The organism is Myroides sp. A21 (assembly GCF_000807225.1).
In the GTDB taxonomy this organism is placed as follows: domain Bacteria; phylum Bacteroidota; class Bacteroidia; order Flavobacteriales; family Flavobacteriaceae; genus Flavobacterium; species Flavobacterium odoratimimum.
The window spans coordinates 2507857-2529214 of sequence record NZ_CP010327.1 but is presented as its reverse complement, the minus strand read 5'-3'; the positions used below and the strand labels follow the sequence as shown (position 1 = coordinate 2529214).

General features: G+C 34.3%; 11 protein-coding genes. 3 read left to right on the top strand and 8 right to left on the bottom strand.

Annotated elements, in window-relative coordinates; translation table 11 throughout:
* Window positions 1–3 precede the first annotated feature (3 nt).
* Complete coding sequence (locus MYRA21_RS11440; RefSeq protein WP_006256735.1) at window positions 4–237, top strand: hypothetical protein; 234 nt, start codon at window positions 4–6, stop codon at window positions 235–237.
* Between the two features lie 231 nt (window positions 238–468).
* On the opposite strand, the gene MYRA21_RS11435 is transcribed toward MYRA21_RS11440, so the two are convergent.
* A complete protein-coding gene (locus MYRA21_RS11435) occupies window positions 469–1014 on the bottom strand; it encodes a GNAT family N-acetyltransferase (RefSeq protein ID WP_006260834.1) in 546 nt (181 codons plus the stop codon).
* A gap of 190 nt (window positions 1015–1204) precedes the next feature.
* Between MYRA21_RS11435 and MYRA21_RS11430 the strand changes: the two genes are divergently transcribed.
* Entirely contained in the window at window positions 1205–2575 is a 1371-nt protein-coding gene (locus MYRA21_RS11430) for a Gfo/Idh/MocA family protein (protein WP_006260833.1), read from the top strand.
* 46 nt (window positions 2576–2621) lie between these two features.
* On the opposite strand, the gene MYRA21_RS11425 is transcribed toward MYRA21_RS11430, so the two are convergent.
* Window positions 2622–4826 carry a S9 family peptidase gene (locus MYRA21_RS11425; RefSeq protein ID WP_006260832.1) on the bottom strand — a complete coding sequence of 735 codons (2205 nt, stop codon included), beginning with the start codon at window positions 4824–4826 and terminating at the stop codon, window positions 2622–2624.
* A gap of 398 nt (window positions 4827–5224) precedes the next feature.
* On the opposite strand from MYRA21_RS11425, the gene MYRA21_RS11420 reads away from it, so the two are divergent.
* A complete protein-coding gene (locus tag MYRA21_RS11420) occupies window positions 5225–6634 on the top strand; it encodes a glycosyltransferase family 2 protein (RefSeq protein ID WP_006256740.1) in 1410 nt (469 codons plus the stop codon).
* 158 nt (window positions 6635–6792) lie between these two features.
* Here the strand turns inward: MYRA21_RS11420 and MYRA21_RS11415 are convergent, their stop codons facing one another.
* From MYRA21_RS11415 to MYRA21_RS11390, 6 genes are all read right to left on the bottom strand, one after another.
* The gene (locus MYRA21_RS11415; RefSeq protein WP_006260830.1) at window positions 6793–9741 is read right to left on the bottom strand and encodes a prolyl oligopeptidase family serine peptidase; all 2949 of its coding nucleotides are present in this window, start codon (window positions 9739–9741) and stop codon (window positions 6793–6795) included.
* Between the two features lie 59 nt (window positions 9742–9800).
* Complete coding sequence (locus tag MYRA21_RS11410; RefSeq protein WP_006260829.1) at window positions 9801–11456, bottom strand: fatty acid--CoA ligase; 1656 nt, start codon at window positions 11454–11456, stop codon at window positions 9801–9803.
* Window positions 11457–11636: 180 nt separating this feature from the next.
* Window positions 11637–11969 carry a hypothetical protein gene (locus MYRA21_RS11405; protein WP_006256743.1) on the bottom strand — a complete coding sequence of 111 codons (333 nt, stop codon included), beginning with the start codon at window positions 11967–11969 and terminating at the stop codon, window positions 11637–11639.
* A 136-nt stretch (window positions 11970–12105) separates the two neighbouring features.
* The gene (locus MYRA21_RS11400) at window positions 12106–13515 is read right to left on the bottom strand and encodes a sigma-54 dependent transcriptional regulator (RefSeq protein WP_006260828.1); all 1410 of its coding nucleotides are present in this window, start codon (window positions 13513–13515) and stop codon (window positions 12106–12108) included.
* A 413-nt stretch (window positions 13516–13928) separates the two neighbouring features.
* Window positions 13929–16238 carry a BamA/TamA family outer membrane protein gene (locus MYRA21_RS11395; RefSeq protein ID WP_039329061.1) on the bottom strand — a complete coding sequence of 770 codons (2310 nt, stop codon included), beginning with the start codon at window positions 16236–16238 and terminating at the stop codon, window positions 13929–13931.
* Window positions 16219–21297: a translocation/assembly module TamB gene (locus MYRA21_RS11390; RefSeq protein ID WP_006260825.1), complete on the bottom strand. Its 5079-nt coding sequence runs from the start codon at window positions 21295–21297 to the stop codon at window positions 16219–16221. The genes MYRA21_RS11395 and MYRA21_RS11390 overlap by 20 nt, the downstream gene beginning before the upstream one ends.
* Window positions 21298–21358 lie beyond the last annotated feature (61 nt).

Genomic DNA, 21358 nt, shown 5'->3' with positions numbered 1-21358 from the left:
ATCATGAGTGTATCAACTAAAACCATCATCTTACAGTTTCTGAGTTTTGCAGTACTATTCATTTTATGTCGTTTAGCATTCTCTACTTTTACAGCATTAAGTGGTTTTTGGTTACCACTGACAAGTGCTGTAACCGCTACAATCTTAGCTCCTCAGTTTAAAGTATTCAAAACTGATAAAGGAGATAAAATATGTATGCGTTGGATATTCTTAAAAGGTGTGAAAATTTTAAACTAATAAAAGAACAAAAGCACAAAATACTTTGTTTTTACCCTTTGATTACACAGATAAGCTCTATTATCCATAAAAGAACTTTATCTTATAAAAAAGACAATTTTTGGCTTTTATACTAGTTATAAATGCCCTACATTTGTCACATATCCCTTTAAAAATTTAAATACTAAAAAGCCAATTGGTCATCTAATCATGAACAATTGGCTTTTTTATTTTCTAAAAAAATATAACTCCCTATTTATCAGTCAGTATAGATAGTAACTCTGCATCTACATATCTTCCCTTCTCAAAAAAATAATCTCGTAGTACGCCTTCTGTTTTCATTCCGTTTTTCTGTAATACACGACGAGAAGCATCATGCGCAGGATCAATAAAAGCTTCTATACGATGCAAATCTAATGTAGTGAAGCCAAACTCTAACATTAAGGCTACAGCTTCACTAGCTATTCCTTTCCCCCAATAGGCAGGAGTTACTTCATATCCTATCTCTGCTCTACTGTTCTCTAGTGATAAACTATGAAATCCGCATGTTCCTATTAGTTCATCATTTCCCTTTAAAGTTATAGCCCATCGAAGACCTTGTCCATTTATCGTTCTATCATTCCATATCTGAATCAGTTCTTCTGCTTGTTCTACAGTCGTAAACGTTGCTAGATCATAGTATTCTGTTACTTCATCTTTAGAAAAGTATTCAAATACTTGTGGAGCATCACTTCTTCTTAATTCTCTTAAAACTAGTCTATCGCTTTTCACAATAGGCATTTCTCTGATTATTTTCATCTTTTGCTTTTTTACAAAGTACCACATTTTACTTTAGACTATCATAGTTACTTTATACAAACACCGTTGACATAAGTTCTCTTACTCAAACTAGCTCTAAAGTACATTTTGAGAAATAATTAACTGTTTTACTTTTTATTCCCCTTCTTATCTTCTATTTTTGAGTTCTAACCTATTAACTATAACTATTATGAATAGAAGAGCTTTTCTTCAAAATACCAGTATGGCTGGTATAGGTGCATTAATCGTACCTTCTTCTTTATTTAGCTTCTCAAGCAACACTAAAAAAGTGCGTATCGGAATGATCGCTGTAGGACTAAGAGGGCAAGTGCACTTAGATGAATTACTAAAAAGAGACGATGTAGAAGTGATCGCAATGGCTGATCCTGATGACAGAATGATCAAACGCGCTCAAAAAATCGTAGATAAACACAATAAAAAACAACCTATCGTATATGACAAAGGAGATTATGACTACCAAAATCTTCTAAAACGCAATGATATAGATGCTGTTATTATCTCCTCTCCTTGGGAATGGCATGAAAGACAAGGGACAGAAGCTATGCGTGCAGGCAAGATAGTGGGTATGGAAGTATGTGGAGCCATGACGCTAGAGGAATGTTGGAATTATGTAAATGTGTATGAAGAGACAAAGGTACCTCTGATGATGTTAGAGAATGTGTGTTACCGCCGTGATATCATGGCTGTCTTCAATATGGTAAAGAAAGGTAAGTTTGGGGAATTAATCCACGGTACTGGTGGATATCAACACGACCTTAGAAATGTCTTATTTAACGATGGGGTACAACCTTATGGTGGAGGTGTAGAATTTGGTGAGAAAGGATTTAGTGAAGCGAAATGGAGAACAGATCACTATGTCACTAGAAATGGGGAACTATACCCTACGCATGGTGTAGGTCCTCTAGCAGCTATGTTTAATGTCAATAGAGGGAATAGAATCACTCACCTAACTTCTATGGCTTCTAAAGCAAGGGGATTACATCAGTACATCGTAGAGAATGGCGGTCAAGATCACCCTAATGCAAAAGTAAACTTTAAACAAGGAGACATCGTTACTACAACACTTAAATGTGAGAATGGAGAGACAATGGTATTGACTCATGATACTTCTCTACAACGCCCATATAATTTAGGTTTTAAAGTACAAGGTACTGATGGTATCTGGCAAGAGATTAGCTCTGGCGGATTAGACAAAGGATTTATCTACTTCGAAAAAGAGATGGATCATTCTCATCAATGGGCTAACTCTAAAGACTACTTAGAGCAATATGACCATCCGCTGTGGAAAAACAATGAGGCTAAAGCTGTAGGTGCTGGTCATGGTGGTATGGATTACTTTATGATCAATGCCTTTGTGGAAAGTATCAAAAGAAATATAGAATTCCCATTTGACATTTATGACTTGGCTACTTGGTATGCAGTGACTCCTCTAAGTGAGAAGTCTATAGCAGCACATGGTCAGGTACAAGAGATGCCTGACTTTACGAGAGGTAAATATGTAAATAGAAAGACAGTATTTGGCTCTAATAGCGAATATTAATAGATAAAAAGATCCCTGTTATGTATAACAGGGATCTTTTTGTTCTTTATTTTAAGTGCTCTGAGATAAAGCCCATCATACATTTATAAAAAGCAATACTGTTCTCCTCTTTTGCAAAGCCATGCCCTTCATCATATTTTACCATATAAGGTACTTCAAAACCACGTGCTCTTAATGCTTCCACAATTTGATCAGACTCTGCTATTTTTACCCTTGGGTCATTCGCTCCTTGAACAACGAAAAGAGGTTTGTTGATTTTATGTAATTGATAGACAGGAGACACTTCACGAGCAATCTCTCTTTCTTCTTCATTATCTAAATCATACCATATCTCTTTAACCATGTCTTTATAAGGCTTCCAATATTCTGGGAATGATTCAAAGAATGTGAATATACTAGATACACCAACATAATCTACTCCACAAGTATACAGCTCTGGAGTCTTCACTAATCCCATCAGTGTAGCATATCCTCCATGGCTAGCACCATAAATAGCAATCTTAGAAGCATCTACCCATCCTTGTTCAATAACGTATTGTACTCCATCTTCTACATCGTCCATTACTTTTCGTCCGATTTGTTTAAAACCTGATGTAAAGAATTCTTTCCCATAACCTCCTGATATACGGAAGTTCACTTGTAATGTTGCATATCCTCTACTTGCGAATAACTGTGTCTCTGGGTTAAAGCCCCAACTATCTCTAATACCTTGTGGTCCTCCATGTGGATTCACAATTAAAGGGACTTTATTTCCTTCTTTAGCAGATTTAGGTAATGTAATATATCCGTGCAGTTTAATCCCATCACGACTCATAAACGAGATAGGTAACATCTCTGCCATATCCTCTTCTTTTAATTGAGGCATTAGATCGTAAAGCAAAGTAACATCACCTGTATCTTTATCATAATTATAATACTTACCATAAAGCTTATCACTCTGTACTATAATCAAATAACGGTCTTCTTTTTCTGTCTTAGCTGCTATAGAGTACTCATATTCTCCAAAGTGTCTGTCTAGATCAGCACTAATCTTCTTAAAAGTCTCACTTACTGGTTCTATCACAACTTTTTCGCCTTCGTACCCCAAGTAATCTATCTCCCAATTTCTATTACGAGAAAGTCCAATAATAGAAGCATCATACTCTGCATTAGCATATACTTCTTTAACTACAGACTTTGTTCTAAAGTTATACAGTACAATGCGTTGCTTATCAGAATCTAAATTAGTCAAAACATAAGCTTCATCTTTATCTGTAGACGCATAATTAAATGCCATAAGAGAGAAGGTATCAGACCAATTTATGGTATGAAATAATTGGTAAGTTGTTTCTCCTTCTGCTTTATAAAAATACTGTGTCTGTATACCATTGTACACCTTAGAATATCCTCTAAGATTACCATCTTTATCAAAATCATAATCAGATACAGGATTAGATGGATCATCATTCGTAAATAGCTTAACGTATTCACCTGTATTGATATTAATCTTATAAGGTTCAAATATTTGAGCATTTTCAAGATTCATTGTGATAATGATATAATCTTTTTGCTCTTTAAGCATATTCAGAATACCTGCTTGTACCTTATCAAATGGGGTTAGATCTATGTTATTAGTACCATCTACATTCACAGCATATATATGGTAGTTCTCATCTCCTCCATTATCCATTACATACGCTAAACGGTCATCATTAATCCATCCATACCCTCTTACCAACTCTTCTCCTTCTTCTATTACACGGATGATATTACCTGTCTCAATCTCTTTTACATACACATGGCGTTTATTCTTCTCATCTTTTTCTCTATAAGATAAATACTTCCCATTAGGTGAGAGTTGAAATCCAGATGATGTAGGACGTTGAAAGTAATCTTCTACCTTATACTTATACTCCCCTTGTTCTTTATTAGCTAAGGCCAATAATTCTTCTTCTGTAGATACTAACGAAGGATTTCCTGGTAGAGTAATTACTGTCTTTTCAAAAACAACAGGTAGTTCTTGTTCCATTTGACTCATCTTTCCTTCTATTTTGTTTTCTATATACGCCCCTGCAAAGCTCATTCCCATAGCTGCGACAGAAAAACTTAAGTTGGCTTCTTTAAAAGCTATATTGGTAGCTTCGATTCCCATCGCTCCTTGACTAGGTAAGTCTAAAGTAACTTTATCTATATCTTCTATATGCAATACTAGATCTACTTTCATTTCTCCTAAGTCTAAGACTGCTTTATAATCTCCTATAATTTCTTTCATAATCCTATTTTTCTTTTCTATTTGCACTCCTTTTCTAACAAGTAGCTTTACAAAAATACTGTTTTAAATATTCTTTCTAATCTACTTTATCAATTAAGTATAGGTACTAAAATGTGTAAATGTACTATTCCACAAGAGTACTAATAAATACTATTCTACAGCAAAAGAGAGTATAATGACCTCACTTCATTCCCCAACTATCTACACTATGTGTCATTTATTTTGTTAAAAAGAGGTCCAAACTGTCTAAAACAGCGATGGCACAACTATTGAAGGTACTTAAGTGACTATTTGGTTAATAAAACTTTTATAATGAGATATATTCTCAAATACAAACACTAAAAAATAAATTATAAAACAAACACGCAAATAGTATAACAATATTAAAAGATAAGGTTATGCAAAACGACAAAACGATTAATACGCCACAATCAATTCCTTTAGACAAACAAGAAGGAAAACCTTTAAAGACAAAATCATTATCTACAACTGATTATATCGTTTTAGGAGGTACCTTTTTACTAATGGGGGTAGGATTATTTTTAATTTACAAATTACAACCATACTTCGAGAGAATACGTTTCGAACAATTAAAATCATTTTGGGGTTCTACTGTAATTAACTTTGGACTTGTTCTATTTGTTTTACAAATGAGCTTCTTACTTTATATAGTATATCTTTATTTTAGATATAAACCTGTTGCTTCATTAAGCGATGAAGAATTACCAACATGTACTGTCATTGTTCCTGCTTATAATGAAGGACGTTTAGTATATGATACCCTACTTAGTTTAGCAAATGGTGATTATCCAGTAGAGAAGTTAGAAATTATTTCTATAGATGATGGTAGTAAAGATGATACGTGGAACTGGATGCTGAAAGCTAAAGCAGAATTAGGAGAAAGAGTATCTATCTTACAACAACCTAAAAACCAAGGAAAAAGACACGCGTTATACAGAGGTTTTAATATAGGTACAGGAGAGGTTTATATCACAGTAGATAGTGATTCTATTGTAAAAAAAGACACTCTTAGAAACTTAGTTAGCCCATTCGTGTACAACGAGAAATGTGGTGCTGTAGGAGGAAATGTAAGAGTACTAAATACAGAGGATGGAGTTATTCCTAAAATGCTAAATGTAAGTTTTGTATTCAGTTTTGAGTTTATACGTTCTGCTCAGAGTGCTTTAGGATCAGTACTATGTACCCCAGGAGCATTAGCAGCATATCGAAGAGAAGCTGTAATGAACTGTTTAGAAGATTGGATCAACCAAACCTTCATGGGGCAACCTTCTGATATCGGTGAAGATAGAGCCATGACAAATATGATTCTAAAACAAGGATATCACGTACTATTCCAACGTAATGCTTATGTATTAACGAATACTCCTGAAGAGTATAGAACATTATACAAGATGTTTATTCGTTGGGAAAGAAGTAATGTAAGAGAAAACATTGCTATGAGTAAATTTGCTTTTAAGAAGTTTAGAGAGGGATCGACAATAGGTCCAAGAATTTTATTACTAAACCAATGGTTAAGAGTACTAATGGCTTATCCTTTATTAATCTTAATGTTATTCTTCATAGCGACTAAACCTTTAGTGTTTATCACTTCTGCTTTAGTAAGTATTTTTATCTTCTCGAGTATTCAAGTATTTTTCTACTCGAAAAGATATAGCGTAGCAGAGTCTTTCTGGGCGTATCCATATAGTATATTCTATACGTTTACTCTATTCTGGATTACTCCTTACGCTATCGCTACCGCTAACAAAAGAGGTTGGTTAACAAGAACATTACCTGCACAAAAATAGAGTAGTTGAATATATTGATTTAAGTAAAAAAGACAGCATGCACTTCGCTGTCTTTTTTCGTTTTACTCTATTCATTCTTTCATCTAAGGGAAATTAGCATAAATAAAGAAGGGCTATTCTTCACAGAATAGCCCTTCTTTTGTTCTTATCTATTTAGATTATTTTACCTGATCTTCTGTTAGATCAAATCCCCAATCTTTTCCTTTCATTGTAGCAGGAACTCCTTTTACCATCCAAACTGGTGCCTTACCATCTTTTAGGTAGTAATCGAAGAATTGCTGTTGACGTACTTGAATATCTTTTCTATTTTGACGTTTCATCAAGTTGTGCTCATCTCCATTATAGTTTAACATCCACGCTGGTTTTCCTAAACGTCTTAATGCCATAAACATTTCGATACCTTGATACCATGGCACTGCCCCATCGTTATCATTATGCATAATCACCACTGGTGTTTTTACATATGGCATTCTAAATAATGGTGAGTTTTCAATATATAAGTCATGTCCTTCCCAAAGTGTTTTTCCTATTCTACTTTGTGTTTTTTCGTATTGAAATTGGCGGCTCATACCACTTTGCCAACGGATCCCTCCATAAGCTGATGTCATATTCGCTACTGGAGCTCCTGACCATGCAGCTGCGTACATATCTGTTACTGTAATTAAATGAGCAACTTGGTATCCTCCCCAACTTTGTCCTTGGATAGCAATTTTATCAGCATTAACCCATTTATTTTGTTTTAAATACTCTACTCCTGAATTGATATATTCTTCTGCTGACTTACCTGGATGTCCATCTACATAACTAACATCTGGAGTAAACACTAAATAACCATTACTTACAAAATATGAAATATTTAAACGAGATGGTGTTGGTGCTGGAGCTTCATATCGATGCAAGTTATCAGATAACTTCTCATAGAAGTATACAATCATTGGATACTTTTTATTTGCATCAAAATCTTCAGGTTTGAATAACACTCCTGTTGACTCATACCCTTTAGGCGTAGTCCAATGTACTAACTCTGCAGTACCCCAATTGTACTCTTTTTGTTGTTGATTAATATCACTTAATTGAGTAGCGGATACTAAATCATTGGTAACATAAAGATTCATTGACTCTGTAAAAGAACCTTTTAAATAACCATATACATTAGCATCCTTCGCTTTAAACAAAGAACTATAACCACTATATGGTTGCATTAATATTTCTTTAGGTGCTTTTGTACTTTTTATTTCTGTAGTAAAGAATCCTGCATCTTTTGTTTGTTCATTGAATGCTGCTAAGATTACTTGTTCATTTCTGTTGAATGAACGCTTTTCATCATCTAACTTTAATACATCAAAAGCAATATTATTCTTACGTCCATATCCATTAGTAACCATTCTAGGAGCTTTATTACTATTCAAATAAAATTCCCAAATATCAAAACGGTCTCTAATTAAAACAGACTCGTCATTATCTGTCCATGCTTGGATCCCATAAGAAGAAGCATTGTCAGGCATATCAAAAGTCTCATCTGCAAAAGATACAGTTAAACCTTTATTTAAGTGTTTTGTAATATTTGATTTCACATCATAAGCATACCAATTACCTTCTTCACTGTTATAGTATACCACAGCAGTCCCTTTTGGTGATATACGAGCTGAACCTGGTAAGTCAGCAACTACCTCTACTTCTTTACCTGTATTTACATCTACAATGTAGTAAGAAGAAACTCCTGAGATATTCCACTGTCTTTCTACTCTTCGTCCAAAGTCTGAAGAATTAAACACAATATTAGCATTTCCTTCGTCTACTAATTGGCTTCCATTGATTTTTTCATCAGCTAAAGCAATAAGTTTACTCCTATCTTTAAGGTTAATAGTAGCTAAAAAACTTCTCTTTAAGTCCTTATCTAGATTCACCAATTGTTGAGGTTGAATATAGTCTTCATTATAATGCCAAATATCTACTACTGCATGATCTTCTGCTATAAGTGTAGTGTCTTTAGCAATAGGTTTTGGTGCAATACCTAAATACAATCTTCCTCCATTCTTACTAAAACGAGGTTTGTTATTTTCTGAAACAACCCAATCTTTAGGCATTCCTTTAGTTGTATTAGATGCTAATACTGTAGCGCCTGTTACAAGATCAGTATAGTATAAGTCATATTTCTTTACTAATACTTTCTCCTCATCATTCGTTCCAATAAACACTAATTGCTTACCATTCTCATCAAAAGAGAACTGAGAATACTTACCTGTACCTTCTAAAATTGTTTTGACTGCTTTTGTTTTCAAATCAACTACAAATACTCCGAAAGGTCCTTTTGCTTTCTCTTCTTTAGCAGTTTCTTCTTTTGTATCTGCTACCTCCTTAGTTTTCTCAGTCTTAGTCTCGTCTTTTTTATCGTCCTTTTTCTTTGCATTAGGATCCTTTGTAACAAAAACCAAATATTGTCCTAGATCATCAAAGTAATAGTCTGTTACATTCTCATAAGAAATTTTCTCTCCTGTTACTAAGTTCTCAAATACCAATTCTAAAGGAGCGTCTTTGTCTGCTTTTTTAGCAGGTTTCTTTACCTCCTTTTTGTCTTTTGACTTTGCAGTATCTTTAGCTGGCTCTAATAAATATGCTAGGTAATCTCCTTTCTTTTCTGGTACTTTAAAAGACTTAATATCTGATTTCTTTACTAAAGCTCCTGTCTTTAAGTTATATATTCCTAAAGAATCTTTTGCTATCTCATCCTCTTTTTTCTTCTTAGTTCTTACTGCTTTTAAATCAGCATAAGTAGGTCGAATAGAAAAAACAGAGAAATTAGACGTCCCTGTAAATACAGGTTTTTCCCCTCTTGGAACTACAAGCTTTTTAGTTTTTTTTGTTGTCTCTATATAAAGAGTTTTGTCTCCTTCTTGTGGATTCACTTGATATAAAATCCAGTCTCCATTATTAGAAAAAGTTTTTGTTCCAATAGATTGCCACCCATCATAAACAGAATGGTCTAAAGGCTTTTTTTGTGCTTGGGTAGTCAAGCTCCCCAAAACAAAAAGACCTAACCCTAACTGTTTCCAGAAATAACTAGGATTAGATCTTTTTGTAGGTTTTGTTGTTGGTGTTAATTTCATATTACGTTAGTTAATTTACGGCTTGGAAGTTACCGCAAATTTCGTACTTGACCAAACAACTATCTTAATTGGTTTAACTCATGTAATTCTCTTATACGTTTCTTACTGATTTTACCTACACTTGTTTTAGGTATATCATCTACAAATACAAAGCGATCAGGGATAGCCCATTTATTGATAACTTGCTTATCAACATACTTTTGCATATGCTCTACTAAGTCTTTCTCCACAATCTCAACTCCCACTTTTGCTACAACTAATGCGAAAGGGCGTTCACCCCATTTATCATCAGGAATTCCAATGACTGCGGCATCTACCACACCTGGATAACTACTTATCATCTCTTCTAAAGCGAGTGAAGACATCCATTCACCTCCTGTTTTAATCACATCTTTAGAACGATCTACTATTTTCACATCATTGTTCTCATCAATCCAAGCTATATCGCCTGTATGCAAATACCCTCCGTCCCACAGTTCCTCACTCTTCTTTTTATCTTTATAATATCCCATGGTAAGATAAGGAGCTCTTACTACGATTTCTCCTAATGTTTTACCATCTTTAGGCACTTCTACTCCATCCTCATCTATTACTTTTAAATCCACTAGTAATGCAGCTCTACCCGTCCTTGTTCTAATCTCTAATTGAGACTCTAGATTATTTTGAATAGTCTCTAAAGATAAATAAGAAGTCGTTAATAATGGACAGGTTTCGGACATTCCATACCCTGTTACTACTGATATACCTCTTTCCATAGCTCTTCTTGCTAATGGCTTACTCAATGCCGATCCCCCTATTAATACACTCCAATTTGAAAAATCAATATCACTAGCAGCAGGGCTCGTCAATAACATATTTAATATCGTAGGTACACAATGTGATATCGTAGGTTTCTCTTTTCTAAAGATTTCTAAGAAACTCTGTGGTTCAAATCTACCAACATACACTTGTTTTAAACTTAATGCTGTCGCTACATAAGGAAGCCCCCAAGCATGCACATGGAACATTGGCGTTAAAGGTAAATACACATCTTTTGAGGTAATTTTAAACCCTTCATTCATCAGAGATAACACACTCATCTCTACCATCGTATGTAGCACTAACTGACGATGAGTGAAATATACTGCTTTAGGGTCACCTGTTGTACCTGTTGTATAGAATAAAGTAGCTACTGCTTCTTCAGAAAAATCAGGAAAATTATACTCTTTCGAAGAAGAAGTAACTAAGTCATCAAAGTATCCTTTAACATCTAAAACCGTCTTAACTTCATTAGTATGATCGCGAATAATGATAATCTGCTTTACAGTAGTCATTTTATCCTTGATCGATTCTACTATTGGTACAAAATCCTCATGCACAACTAATACCTCATCCTCTGCATGATTAATGGTATAAAGCATTTGTTCTGGCGCTAAACGCCAATTAATCGTATGCAATACATTCCCTGAAATAGGAACTGCAAAATAATTCATTAAGTAGCGATGACTATCATAATCTATAACGCCTACAACACTCCCTCCTTCTAAACCTAATTCTTGATATACATTACACAACTGCTTCACTCTACTATACAGTTCATAATAATCAAAGCGCTCTTGGTTCTTATAAACGATTTCATGTTTAGGATTCACACGAAGTGAATTCTCTAGCAAGTCTTTTATCAATAGTTGATAGGCATGAGCATTACTTGCTGATTCTATTGTTTTTATTTTCATTTGATTGTTTTTTAGTTGGTTTACTACAATATAGTAAAAAGTTTCAAAACTCACCCTACCAATCAATTACGAATCTTATATGATAATAAAAATAGATTATCCTAACCTGGAAACTAAACATAAAAAAAGCCTGTGAACATTTCTATCCTCAGGCTTTTAAAATTATATCATAGATCTCTCTTAGCTTCTCAGTGATGCAATGAATTCTTCAACATCAGCATCAAACGTTGTTTCTTGAATTAATTCAAGAGATAAGGTTGTCATCTTTTTAAAATGTGTTTTAGAGAAACTTCTTCCTCCAAAACTCTCTTTACAAAAATCTCCTATAATACCAAACACTCCGTTTACCTCTTCTAAAGTAACTTCTTTCTGATCTGCATATCTCCCTCTTAATACAGCAGCTCCTACATAAGCTCCAATCTTCACGACCAAGTCTGTATTTAGAATTTCCTTTTTATCAGCTAAATAAAATAACTCATCTAAATTATGATGTATTAGCGTTTTTATATCCATATTCTATACTTCTCTTATTTAAGCAAAGGTAAAAAGAAAAGTAGAGATATACTTAAACTTTAAGCATATCTCTACTTTATATTAACCCTATCATTCAATAAAAAAAGTGTTGAATTATCTTCAACACATTTAAATTTTATAATTCAATATTATACAATTTCATTTTATTGTACAATGTTTTTCTATCGATTCCTAATACTTGCGCAGCCTTAGTTTTATTAAACTTAACTTTTTCTAATGCAGTACGAATAGCCTGTTCTTCATTTCTAGAAGAGAACAACTTGAGATCATCCTCTGTTGTCTCATTTGTTGTATTTGCTTTAATCACTTCTGATTTTGGCACGAGAATCTCTTGTGGTAGTACATCTTTTTCTATAATCTCTCCACGGGTTAAAAGAACTGATCTTTTGATGATATTCTTCATCTCTCTTAAGTTTCCTGGCCAATCATAAGTTAAAAAGATACACTCTACCTCAGAAGAGAATTTCTTTACTTTTTTCTCAAGTTCAATATTAGACTCGTTTAAGAAATGCATCGCAAACATCAATATATCTGCACCTCTATCCGCTAATCTAGGAGCTACAATACCAAACTCATTTAAGCGATGATATAAATCCTCTCTAAATTCTCCTTCTCTTACAGCCTTTGGCAAATCCTCATTAGTTGCAGCGATAACTCTGATATCTACATCTATTTCATTACTACTTCCCACAGGTTTTACTTTGCGTTCTTGAAGCGCTCTTAATAGTTGTACCTGTACCTCATAAGATAAGTTACCTACCTCATCTAGGAATATAGTTCCTCCATTAGCAGCCTCAAAGTGTCCTACCTTATCGGTAACAGCTCCTGTAAAAGACCCCTTAATATGTCCAAAAAACTCACTAGAAGCCAAATCCTTAGGGATTGCACCACAATCTACTGCAATATATGGTTTATCCTTACGCTTGCTTTTTAAGTGAATAGAATGTGCTATATTTTCTTTACCTGTACCACTATCACCTATAATCAAAACAGACATATTAGTAGGTGCTACTAGATCAATGTATTCATGTAATTGTTTAGACACATTACTTTCGCCTCTTACATACTCTACCTCTTCCACTTGCTCTTCTGCATTCTCTACATCTTTTACTACAGTAGATTTAGTTTTTGATTTTAAAGGCTCACCACTTTCCACACTTGCTTTTCTTTCGAGAGCTTGTTTGATTGTCAACAGTATCTCATCTGGGTTTATTGGCTTTGCTACATAATCGAATGCTCCTAACTTCATTGCATTCACAGCTGTTTTAATTTCAGTATATCCTGTCATTAAAATAACTTGTGAAGTTCTACATTTTGATTTTATATATTTAAGTAATTCTAAACCATTACTATCAGGTAGTCTAACATCTGTAAGGACAATATCATAGCACTCTTCATCAATACACTGTTCTGCTTCTGTACTACTAAATGCATTCGAAACTATATACCCTTTTTTAGATAAAAAAGTTTTTAGCATTTCGCAGAAAGGAACATCATCATCTATAACCAGAATCTTGTGACTCATATTTTTATTTTTTATGTGCTTCTTGCAAATTTATACTTTTTATTATTCATTCCCAATTACGATATAAAATTAACCTATATAAACAGCAAAAGGGAGCCTAAGCTCCCTGTTCACCTGAAGATTTCTCTTCTTCACCTTACTAACGATCTAACTTGTTATCTCTCGATAACATAACTTTTAAATAAACACTTAAATTTTCTTTTTCAAAAGCAGGAAGTTTTTCAACTTCTTTACTTTTTTTATAACACCTTACTGTAATAGTATATATACAAAACCATGCCAAACCTAATAGGCATAAGACCTATTCATATATCTATTTTATATTCAACACATTATGCGAATTAAAAAAAAACTCCCCAACTTTCCACAATAGGAAAAGATGGGGAGTTTTTTGTGTATTGTTTCCACACATATTAGAAAGGATACCCAATAGCGAAGTTAAACATTAGGTTATCTTTTCGCCATCTACTACTTCCAAAATTGATATCATCTATTACCCAGCGTTCACCTGATGCATGATATGGTACGCGCAATGGAAATGCAAAATCAAAACGAAGAACTAAGAATGTAACATCAAATCGCAATCCTGCTCCTGCTCCAATTGCTAACTCATTTAAAAAGTCACCACTGAACTTACCTCCAGGTCGATCTGATACATCGTTTAGATTCCAGATATTCCCAGCATCAACAAACAATGCACCATGTACAATACTAAATAGTTTTTTTCGGTACTCTAAGTTCATTTCTAACAACATATCTCCCGATTGATCTGGTATAAATTTAGCATTGTTAATCTCTGGATTGAATGAACCTGGTCCTAAAGTACGTGCTCTAAACGCTCTAATACTATTTGACCCTCCTACATAAAACTGCTTTGTATAAGGCATTTGTTTAGAATTTCCATAAGCTATCCCTATACCTGCGTGTATTCTACTCACTAACTGTGAAGTTTTACTTAGTCTTAGGTAATGTCTAAAGTCGTGTTCTGTTTTTATATATTGACTAAATGGAACACCTATCAAACTTTTTTCCTTATCCTTATCCACATTAGCCCCCATTAATAATCCTGTGATATTAGCAGACAGATCTAATCCTCCACGATAGTATATTGTCCCTTTTTTAAATTTCTTACTAGTATTTGTATAAGTATAGGTATAAGTAGGACCAAAGGTCAGCTGCTTATCTAATACTCTCTCCAGCGACGGATTACCAGCTGCATACTCCTTATAGTAATCTGTGACATGCCCAGGTTTTACATAGTTAATATCAAATACTTTCAAATCATGCTCTCTAAAAGCACTCTCTTTCCAGAGATATCCCCAAGAAGCTTTAAAAGACTGCAATGAATACAATTGGCTACGTTCCAAATATTCTCCCCCAAGAATAGCACGTGTCTTAGGGATATAAGCACTAGTCGATTGTAGATTAAATGGAGATATAATCTTAGGCCAAGTCAGACTAGTTTCAAGACCTACCTTATATACATTATACCCATTATTAGCCGATGACATTTGGAAATCTGCCCCACCATAAGCAGACACAGAGAACACCTCAGCTCCTTTCATAAAGTTCTTATTGCTCCAGTTCAAGTTTAACTCTGCTCCATTATAACTAGCTGAGTTCATCTTCCCTAACAACTCAAGTCTAATAGCCTTAGGATTATCAGGAGTTAAGAAGTAATAAGCGTTTAATTTATGATTTAAACTATCTGATATCTCGAACTGATTCTTCACAAACTTAAAAACACCTAAACTCACTAACCTATTTAAAGATAAGTTATGATCATTTCTGTTATAGGTATCTCCATGTTTTAAGTGAATCGCTCTATCATAAATAGACGATTTAAACTTTCCTTTAGGATCTACTATTTTAAAATCTTTATATACTTGTGCTGAGTCAAGAGCCTGCATATAGTTCGTATCAGACAGCACATAATCAGAAAATATATAAATATTATCTATCGTATAAAGCTCTAATGCTAACTTAGGTGTATTCTCTTTAATCTTTAAAGCTAAGTCGACCTGATGATGTCCTACACTACTATCTACCTGCACTAATAAGTTATCTGCACTGAAGTAATAATATCCTTTATTTTTTAAATAATTATCAAATCTAGTACGTTCATCTTTAATAACATCTAAGTTATAAGCTCTTCCTTTTTTCAATCTTGTATAGGGCATCGCTTTAGACAGCTCTTGTTTGATACCTGTAGAATCCTTTGCAAAGGTAAACTCACGTATTTTATATTGCTCACCAGGGATTACCGTATACTCTGCTCCTTTCTTCTTATCACTTGGTTGAAGTGTATCATAAGTCACATCTACATTGAAGTACCCTTGATTCTCTAATCGATTAGATAGAATAGCCTTATTGTTCTCCATATCTACTTGATCGAATAATACAGGTGGTTCACCTAACTTGTTTCGCATCCATCGACGCACTTTATTACTTTTTTCTGGATCCCCTGCTAGGTTATAAAAAAATAATTTAGGATGCATACCTAACAGTGTCGCATTAGGAATAGGACGTAGCAAACCATGGAGTTCATCATTCATCTCAGACTTTTGAGACTTAGATAATGAATCACTGTTAATCACTATTTTCCCTCCAGAATACAGATACTCATCTTCTGCCAAATGACGAGTTGTGTTACATGAGAATATAAATAATAGTCCAAGACATCCCGCTAATCCATTATATATTTTACTCTGCTTTAGCTTCATCTCTTAATTGCTTTTTTAATTGTCTTTTATCTTTACTACGTTCAAATAATTCGCGGAATCTCTCATAACTCATCGTTATTATAAACCCGACTCCTGTCTCTACGATTTGTCCTTGAAGAGCTACTTCATAGCGGTTCTTTCTATACACTTTCATTAAGTATCTACCATCTTTTGACAAGGCATATTCTAATTCAATATCTCCTGCTATGTTAGCTGCCTGTTCATTCTGACGGGCATTTCCTTCTACTTCGAAACTACTTCCTACTGTTACTTTTAGTCGATCAGAGAATAAGCGTTTTGACACTGCTACATTTAAATCTGTTCTATTCTCTTTACTTCCTGAAGAATAATCTTCTGATGATTCTAAGTTAAAGTTAAGTTCTACACCTGCGATTAAGTTACCTGCTAAGTTATTCAATTGATCTGATAGTAATCTACTCACACTCTGTCTAGCCATAGACCCTGCACTCATTCCTCCTGCGCTACTCTCAAATGGATTCTCACCGATAAACCTATTTAATAACAACAACGCAAATACTTGCTTATTTAGTTCAGACTCATTCTGTCTTAACTGTTCTAACTTCGTCTTTGTATTGCTTAGCACATCTCCAGATACACTTGTAATTCCTTCTTTTAACTGTACATCAAAAGATATTTCAGGCTTCAGTAATTCGCCTTCCATCTTTAATAATGCTTGGAATGGTATCTTCTGCTTATACATATTTTGTTGTGTAGGAGATAGACTGCTTAGCTGATTTCCTAATAGATCTATTGGAGCTGTCTTCGTCTCATAGATTGCCGTTAAGTGAAGGTTAGCGTCTGTAGGATCACCTGCCCAGATAATATAACTTCCTTTCTGAATTTCGAATTTTCTCTTCATCATGTTAAATGACAAATCATAAGAACCTTGAGAGAACTCATATCTTCCAGACAATGTTACTTTACCAGACGGATCAATCCCTCCTACTAAATCTGCTTCTCCTTTTAAGATAATTTTATCTCCACTTGACTTATCCATAATCATCGTAAAGCTAGCCTCTTTATCTACTTTAATCGAAACAGAAACATCTAGTCCTTTCAACGCTGAGTTGTTAAAATCCTCTTCATACTTCTGCATTTCAGCCAATTGTAAGCTGTGCTGATCTACGAACTCCACAATACCTTCTCTATCTGCTATACTAGGGTCTTCTTGTGGTAATACAAATGAGAAATCGGTTTTCTTACCTATCTCAATACCTCCAGTAACAACAGGCTTGTTTAAATCTCCTTTGATCTTTATATCACTGTCAAAAACCAATTTACCATAATACATCTCATTATCTTTAGATGTAGAGTTCACTGCTTTAAAATCAACTGCCTTAATACTCAGATTAAAAGCAAAATCTTGATACGACTTCGTCAATACTTGACCATCTACCACTAATATATTTCCATCTGTATCTGTGATACTAAACTTATCTAATTCTATCCCTCTGTTTGTAAAAGAAATCTTTTCGTTAATCTTTCTAAAATCAGCATTTAAATCATTCACATGGAAGCCTATATCATTAAAGTTCATCGCACCTAATATCTTAGGGTCTGTAAACTTTCCTCCTATTTTTAAATTACCTGAGAAGAATCCTTCTGCTTGGGACAATTGGTCTTTTGCAAAATATTCTATCGCCGCCATTTGGAACTTAGCTAAGTTCAGATTCATATTCATCTCCTGAGTATCAGCATCAGCCCATCCGTCTATAGATATCTTATTCTCTCCTCCTTGTAAAGTAATATCAGTTATAAACTTACTCGCACTCTCATTCTTCACTCCGACATGTAAGTCACCTAACCCTATCTCCATCACCTGTAACTTAGAAATGTCAATATCTGATATAAATCTAAAGTCTGTAGCTAAATCTTTTAAATACACCTCACCGTCAATAAATCCACTAGCCAACAGAACATCTTTCTTAACCATCTTAGTCAACATCTCAATACTAAAATCATTAAACAATATTCTCATTGGACTATTGGCTACTTCATCCTTAGACTCAATAACTAAAGCACTATCCTCATGTGATAATTTAAAGTCCTTCACATAAAACCCTTCAGGTTTTAATACAAATCTGTTCTCTGGTTTGACTACCCATTTTTGATAATCTAGTATAAAACCATCTGGATATAATCTCGCTATCATATCTCCATCCTCAGCACGAACATCTCCAGCGATAAGATAACACACCGCATCTGACTTATCCTTTAAACTCAGATTATAACTAATCGTATTATCTTTTATTCCCCCTTCTAATGATACTCTTCTAAGCGCCACACTAGCATTCGCCACTCTTTCTACAGACAGCCCATAAGTTAATGCTTCATTGACAGGTTTTAATTCTAAGGCAATATTATTAATCTCATTTTCTCCGTAGATTACTAAGGGTATCAAGCCTTTTAAACTGATATAATCAGTACTCGCATCATACTTACCTGACACCTCTATTGGTTTTAATTCTTTTAGATTAGGTACCACAGAGTGAATAACCGAACTCTCCTTAACCAAGAGTTTATACGTAAAGTAGTTTTTATCTTGCTCCTTTTCCTCTGCTCCATTTTGTTCAGTTACAGTCTTTGTAGCAATTTCTTTTTTAGGCTCTTCTATTGCATAATAGACATCTATTGTCTTCATTAATTCATCTGCTAGTTGAGTGATTTTATACTCTCCTTGCATATTGAAGTCTATTAGTTCAGAAGTCAGTCCTAATGATCTATGAGTATCCTTACTCGTCGCAACGATCTCTATTGGTTGTAGATTATATGCCCTAGAAGCAGACATATAGGACAGTCCTTTTAAAGACACTGTACCATCCAGATCATCAGGCATAATATTAGCTAGTTTCCCTTCTATCGTTCCTTTAAAACTAGCCGGAGCTTCTTCTATACTTAATTTATATAAATCAATATTTTTAAAATCAGCCAATAAGTCTAAGCTAATTCCCTTATCTGTCCACAGCCCACTAGCATCTAATGCAAAGTTTAGATTAGGATCATTGTTAATAGAATGAACAGTATATTTCCCATCCTCAATGGCTCCATCTACTTCAATATTGTTATAACTATACCCGCTATACTCTGCTTTTAAAACATTGATATTTCCTTTTGCGTTTATATTCTTTGGGTCTAGCCCTATCCCACTTACAGAAGCAGACATCGATAGTGTACCAATAGAGTCATTCTTTAAGATTTGACCTAATTTTAGTTCATTGATATTGGCTATTAAAGAATACTTCTCTTTTCCTTTTATGCGTTGATCGAAGAACGCTTTTACATCTGCATTACCTGAAGTCGTTTTAAGGGCTAATTGAGACTGTATCGCCTTCATCCCTCCCTTTACATTACCTGATAGTGATAAGTGCGAAGGAATCTCTATATTCGTTGGCAACACGCCTTTTGGAGCGATACTAAAGATATCCTTAGCAGAAGTCTGAAATTTATTCAGTTTTAAATCTACTATCGCTTTTTCAGGAGTAGTTGCTCCTTTTACATTTCCAACCACATTGATCGTTGTAGATTGTAATCCAGTTAGTAAAAACTGTTCGATAGACAAATCGCCTACTATACCTTTTGCTTTAATATCTACCGCTAAATCTTTATTCGTTAAACTTGTTAATCCTGCTTCTTCAAAAACAGTAGGCATAGCTAGATATACATCTCTTAATCCTAGATGAGAATCTTTGATCAATACATCCACAGAAGTATCCTCTAAATGCTCTGACAACTTATTCACATCTTTATAATTCAATGTTACATTAGCGTCAAACTTAGAGTTAGGGGTTTCTAAAATAAAGTCTTTAATGAAAGTAGTTTGATCCCCGTATAGAAAATAAGTTTTGAACTTATCTAATTGCAATCCACTCTTTTCTTTAAAAGAAAACCCTTCTAAGTTTCCTCTGATCACATTAGGCGAAAACTGAAAATCTTTTAAATCAAAGTTAATATCTGTAAATGCAATATGGTTAGGGTCTAACCCAAAGGTCAATGCCTTAACGTTATCGTTGTCAAACTTGACATCAATAGAGTTAAGGGCAAACTCCTTTATCCCTAGCTTCCATGGAGCAGATTCATCCACTACAGGAGCAGTCTCCTCTTCTATTACGGGTGGTGTTGCCTTAATCGTTGTAGGAAATAAATGAACAACAGCCTTAGTATCATCTAGACGGATCTCTTTTAAATCAATCTGTTGATTCTTTAAATCAATTTGCTCAAATGTAGTTTTAAAAGCTCCTAATGCAAGATTAGCATATAACTTGCTCTCCTTATCCTCAAAAACGATATTACTATCTGTCCACTCTATAGTACCTAAATCTACTATAGGCATCACAGAAGTATTTGACTCTTCCTCTATCGGCTCTACCACTAACTGTGCTGCCTCAATAGAAGCCTGAGAAGGCAATTCTTTTTTATAATTTAAGTCTATTCCTGCGATCGCAATCTTAGGAATAGCAAATTTCATCTGCTCTAAATCAAATTGTTTAAAACGCGTAATAAATCTCTTTAACCCAAATGAGACGTGATGACCATCATAATCATCATTATACTTCACCTGGATATCGCTAAGGCTTATCTCACCTACATCTATAGCCATAGAGCTACTGTCCTCTTTATCCTCCTCTTCCTCTGAAGCGAAGGCTTCGATGATATAATCAAAGTTAAAGCGTCCTAGACTATCGCGTTTAACATCTGTCTTTAGTCCATCTAACTGAACACTATTGACATTGACAGAGCTCTTCAGGAGGGCAAATAAGCTAATATCTACACCTAGATAATTAGTATATAACAAAGTATCCTTCTGTTGAGACTCAACATAAAGGTTCTTAACTACTATTTTTTTTGGAAAGGCAATCTCTATCCTATCTAAGGACACAGGGGTACCTATCTTATCCTGTACAAAGGTGATTGCAAAATCCTTCACCTTATTCTGGACAGCAGGTATCTGTATCGCAACGATAAGAAGTAGTAATATTAGAAATAAACTAAGTAAGAACCAGCCCAGTACCTTACCTATTTTAATTGTTATCTTCTTCAAAACAAATTTTTTATACAAAAATAACAAAAATCGTACCTCTCCAACAATGATATTCAAAGGG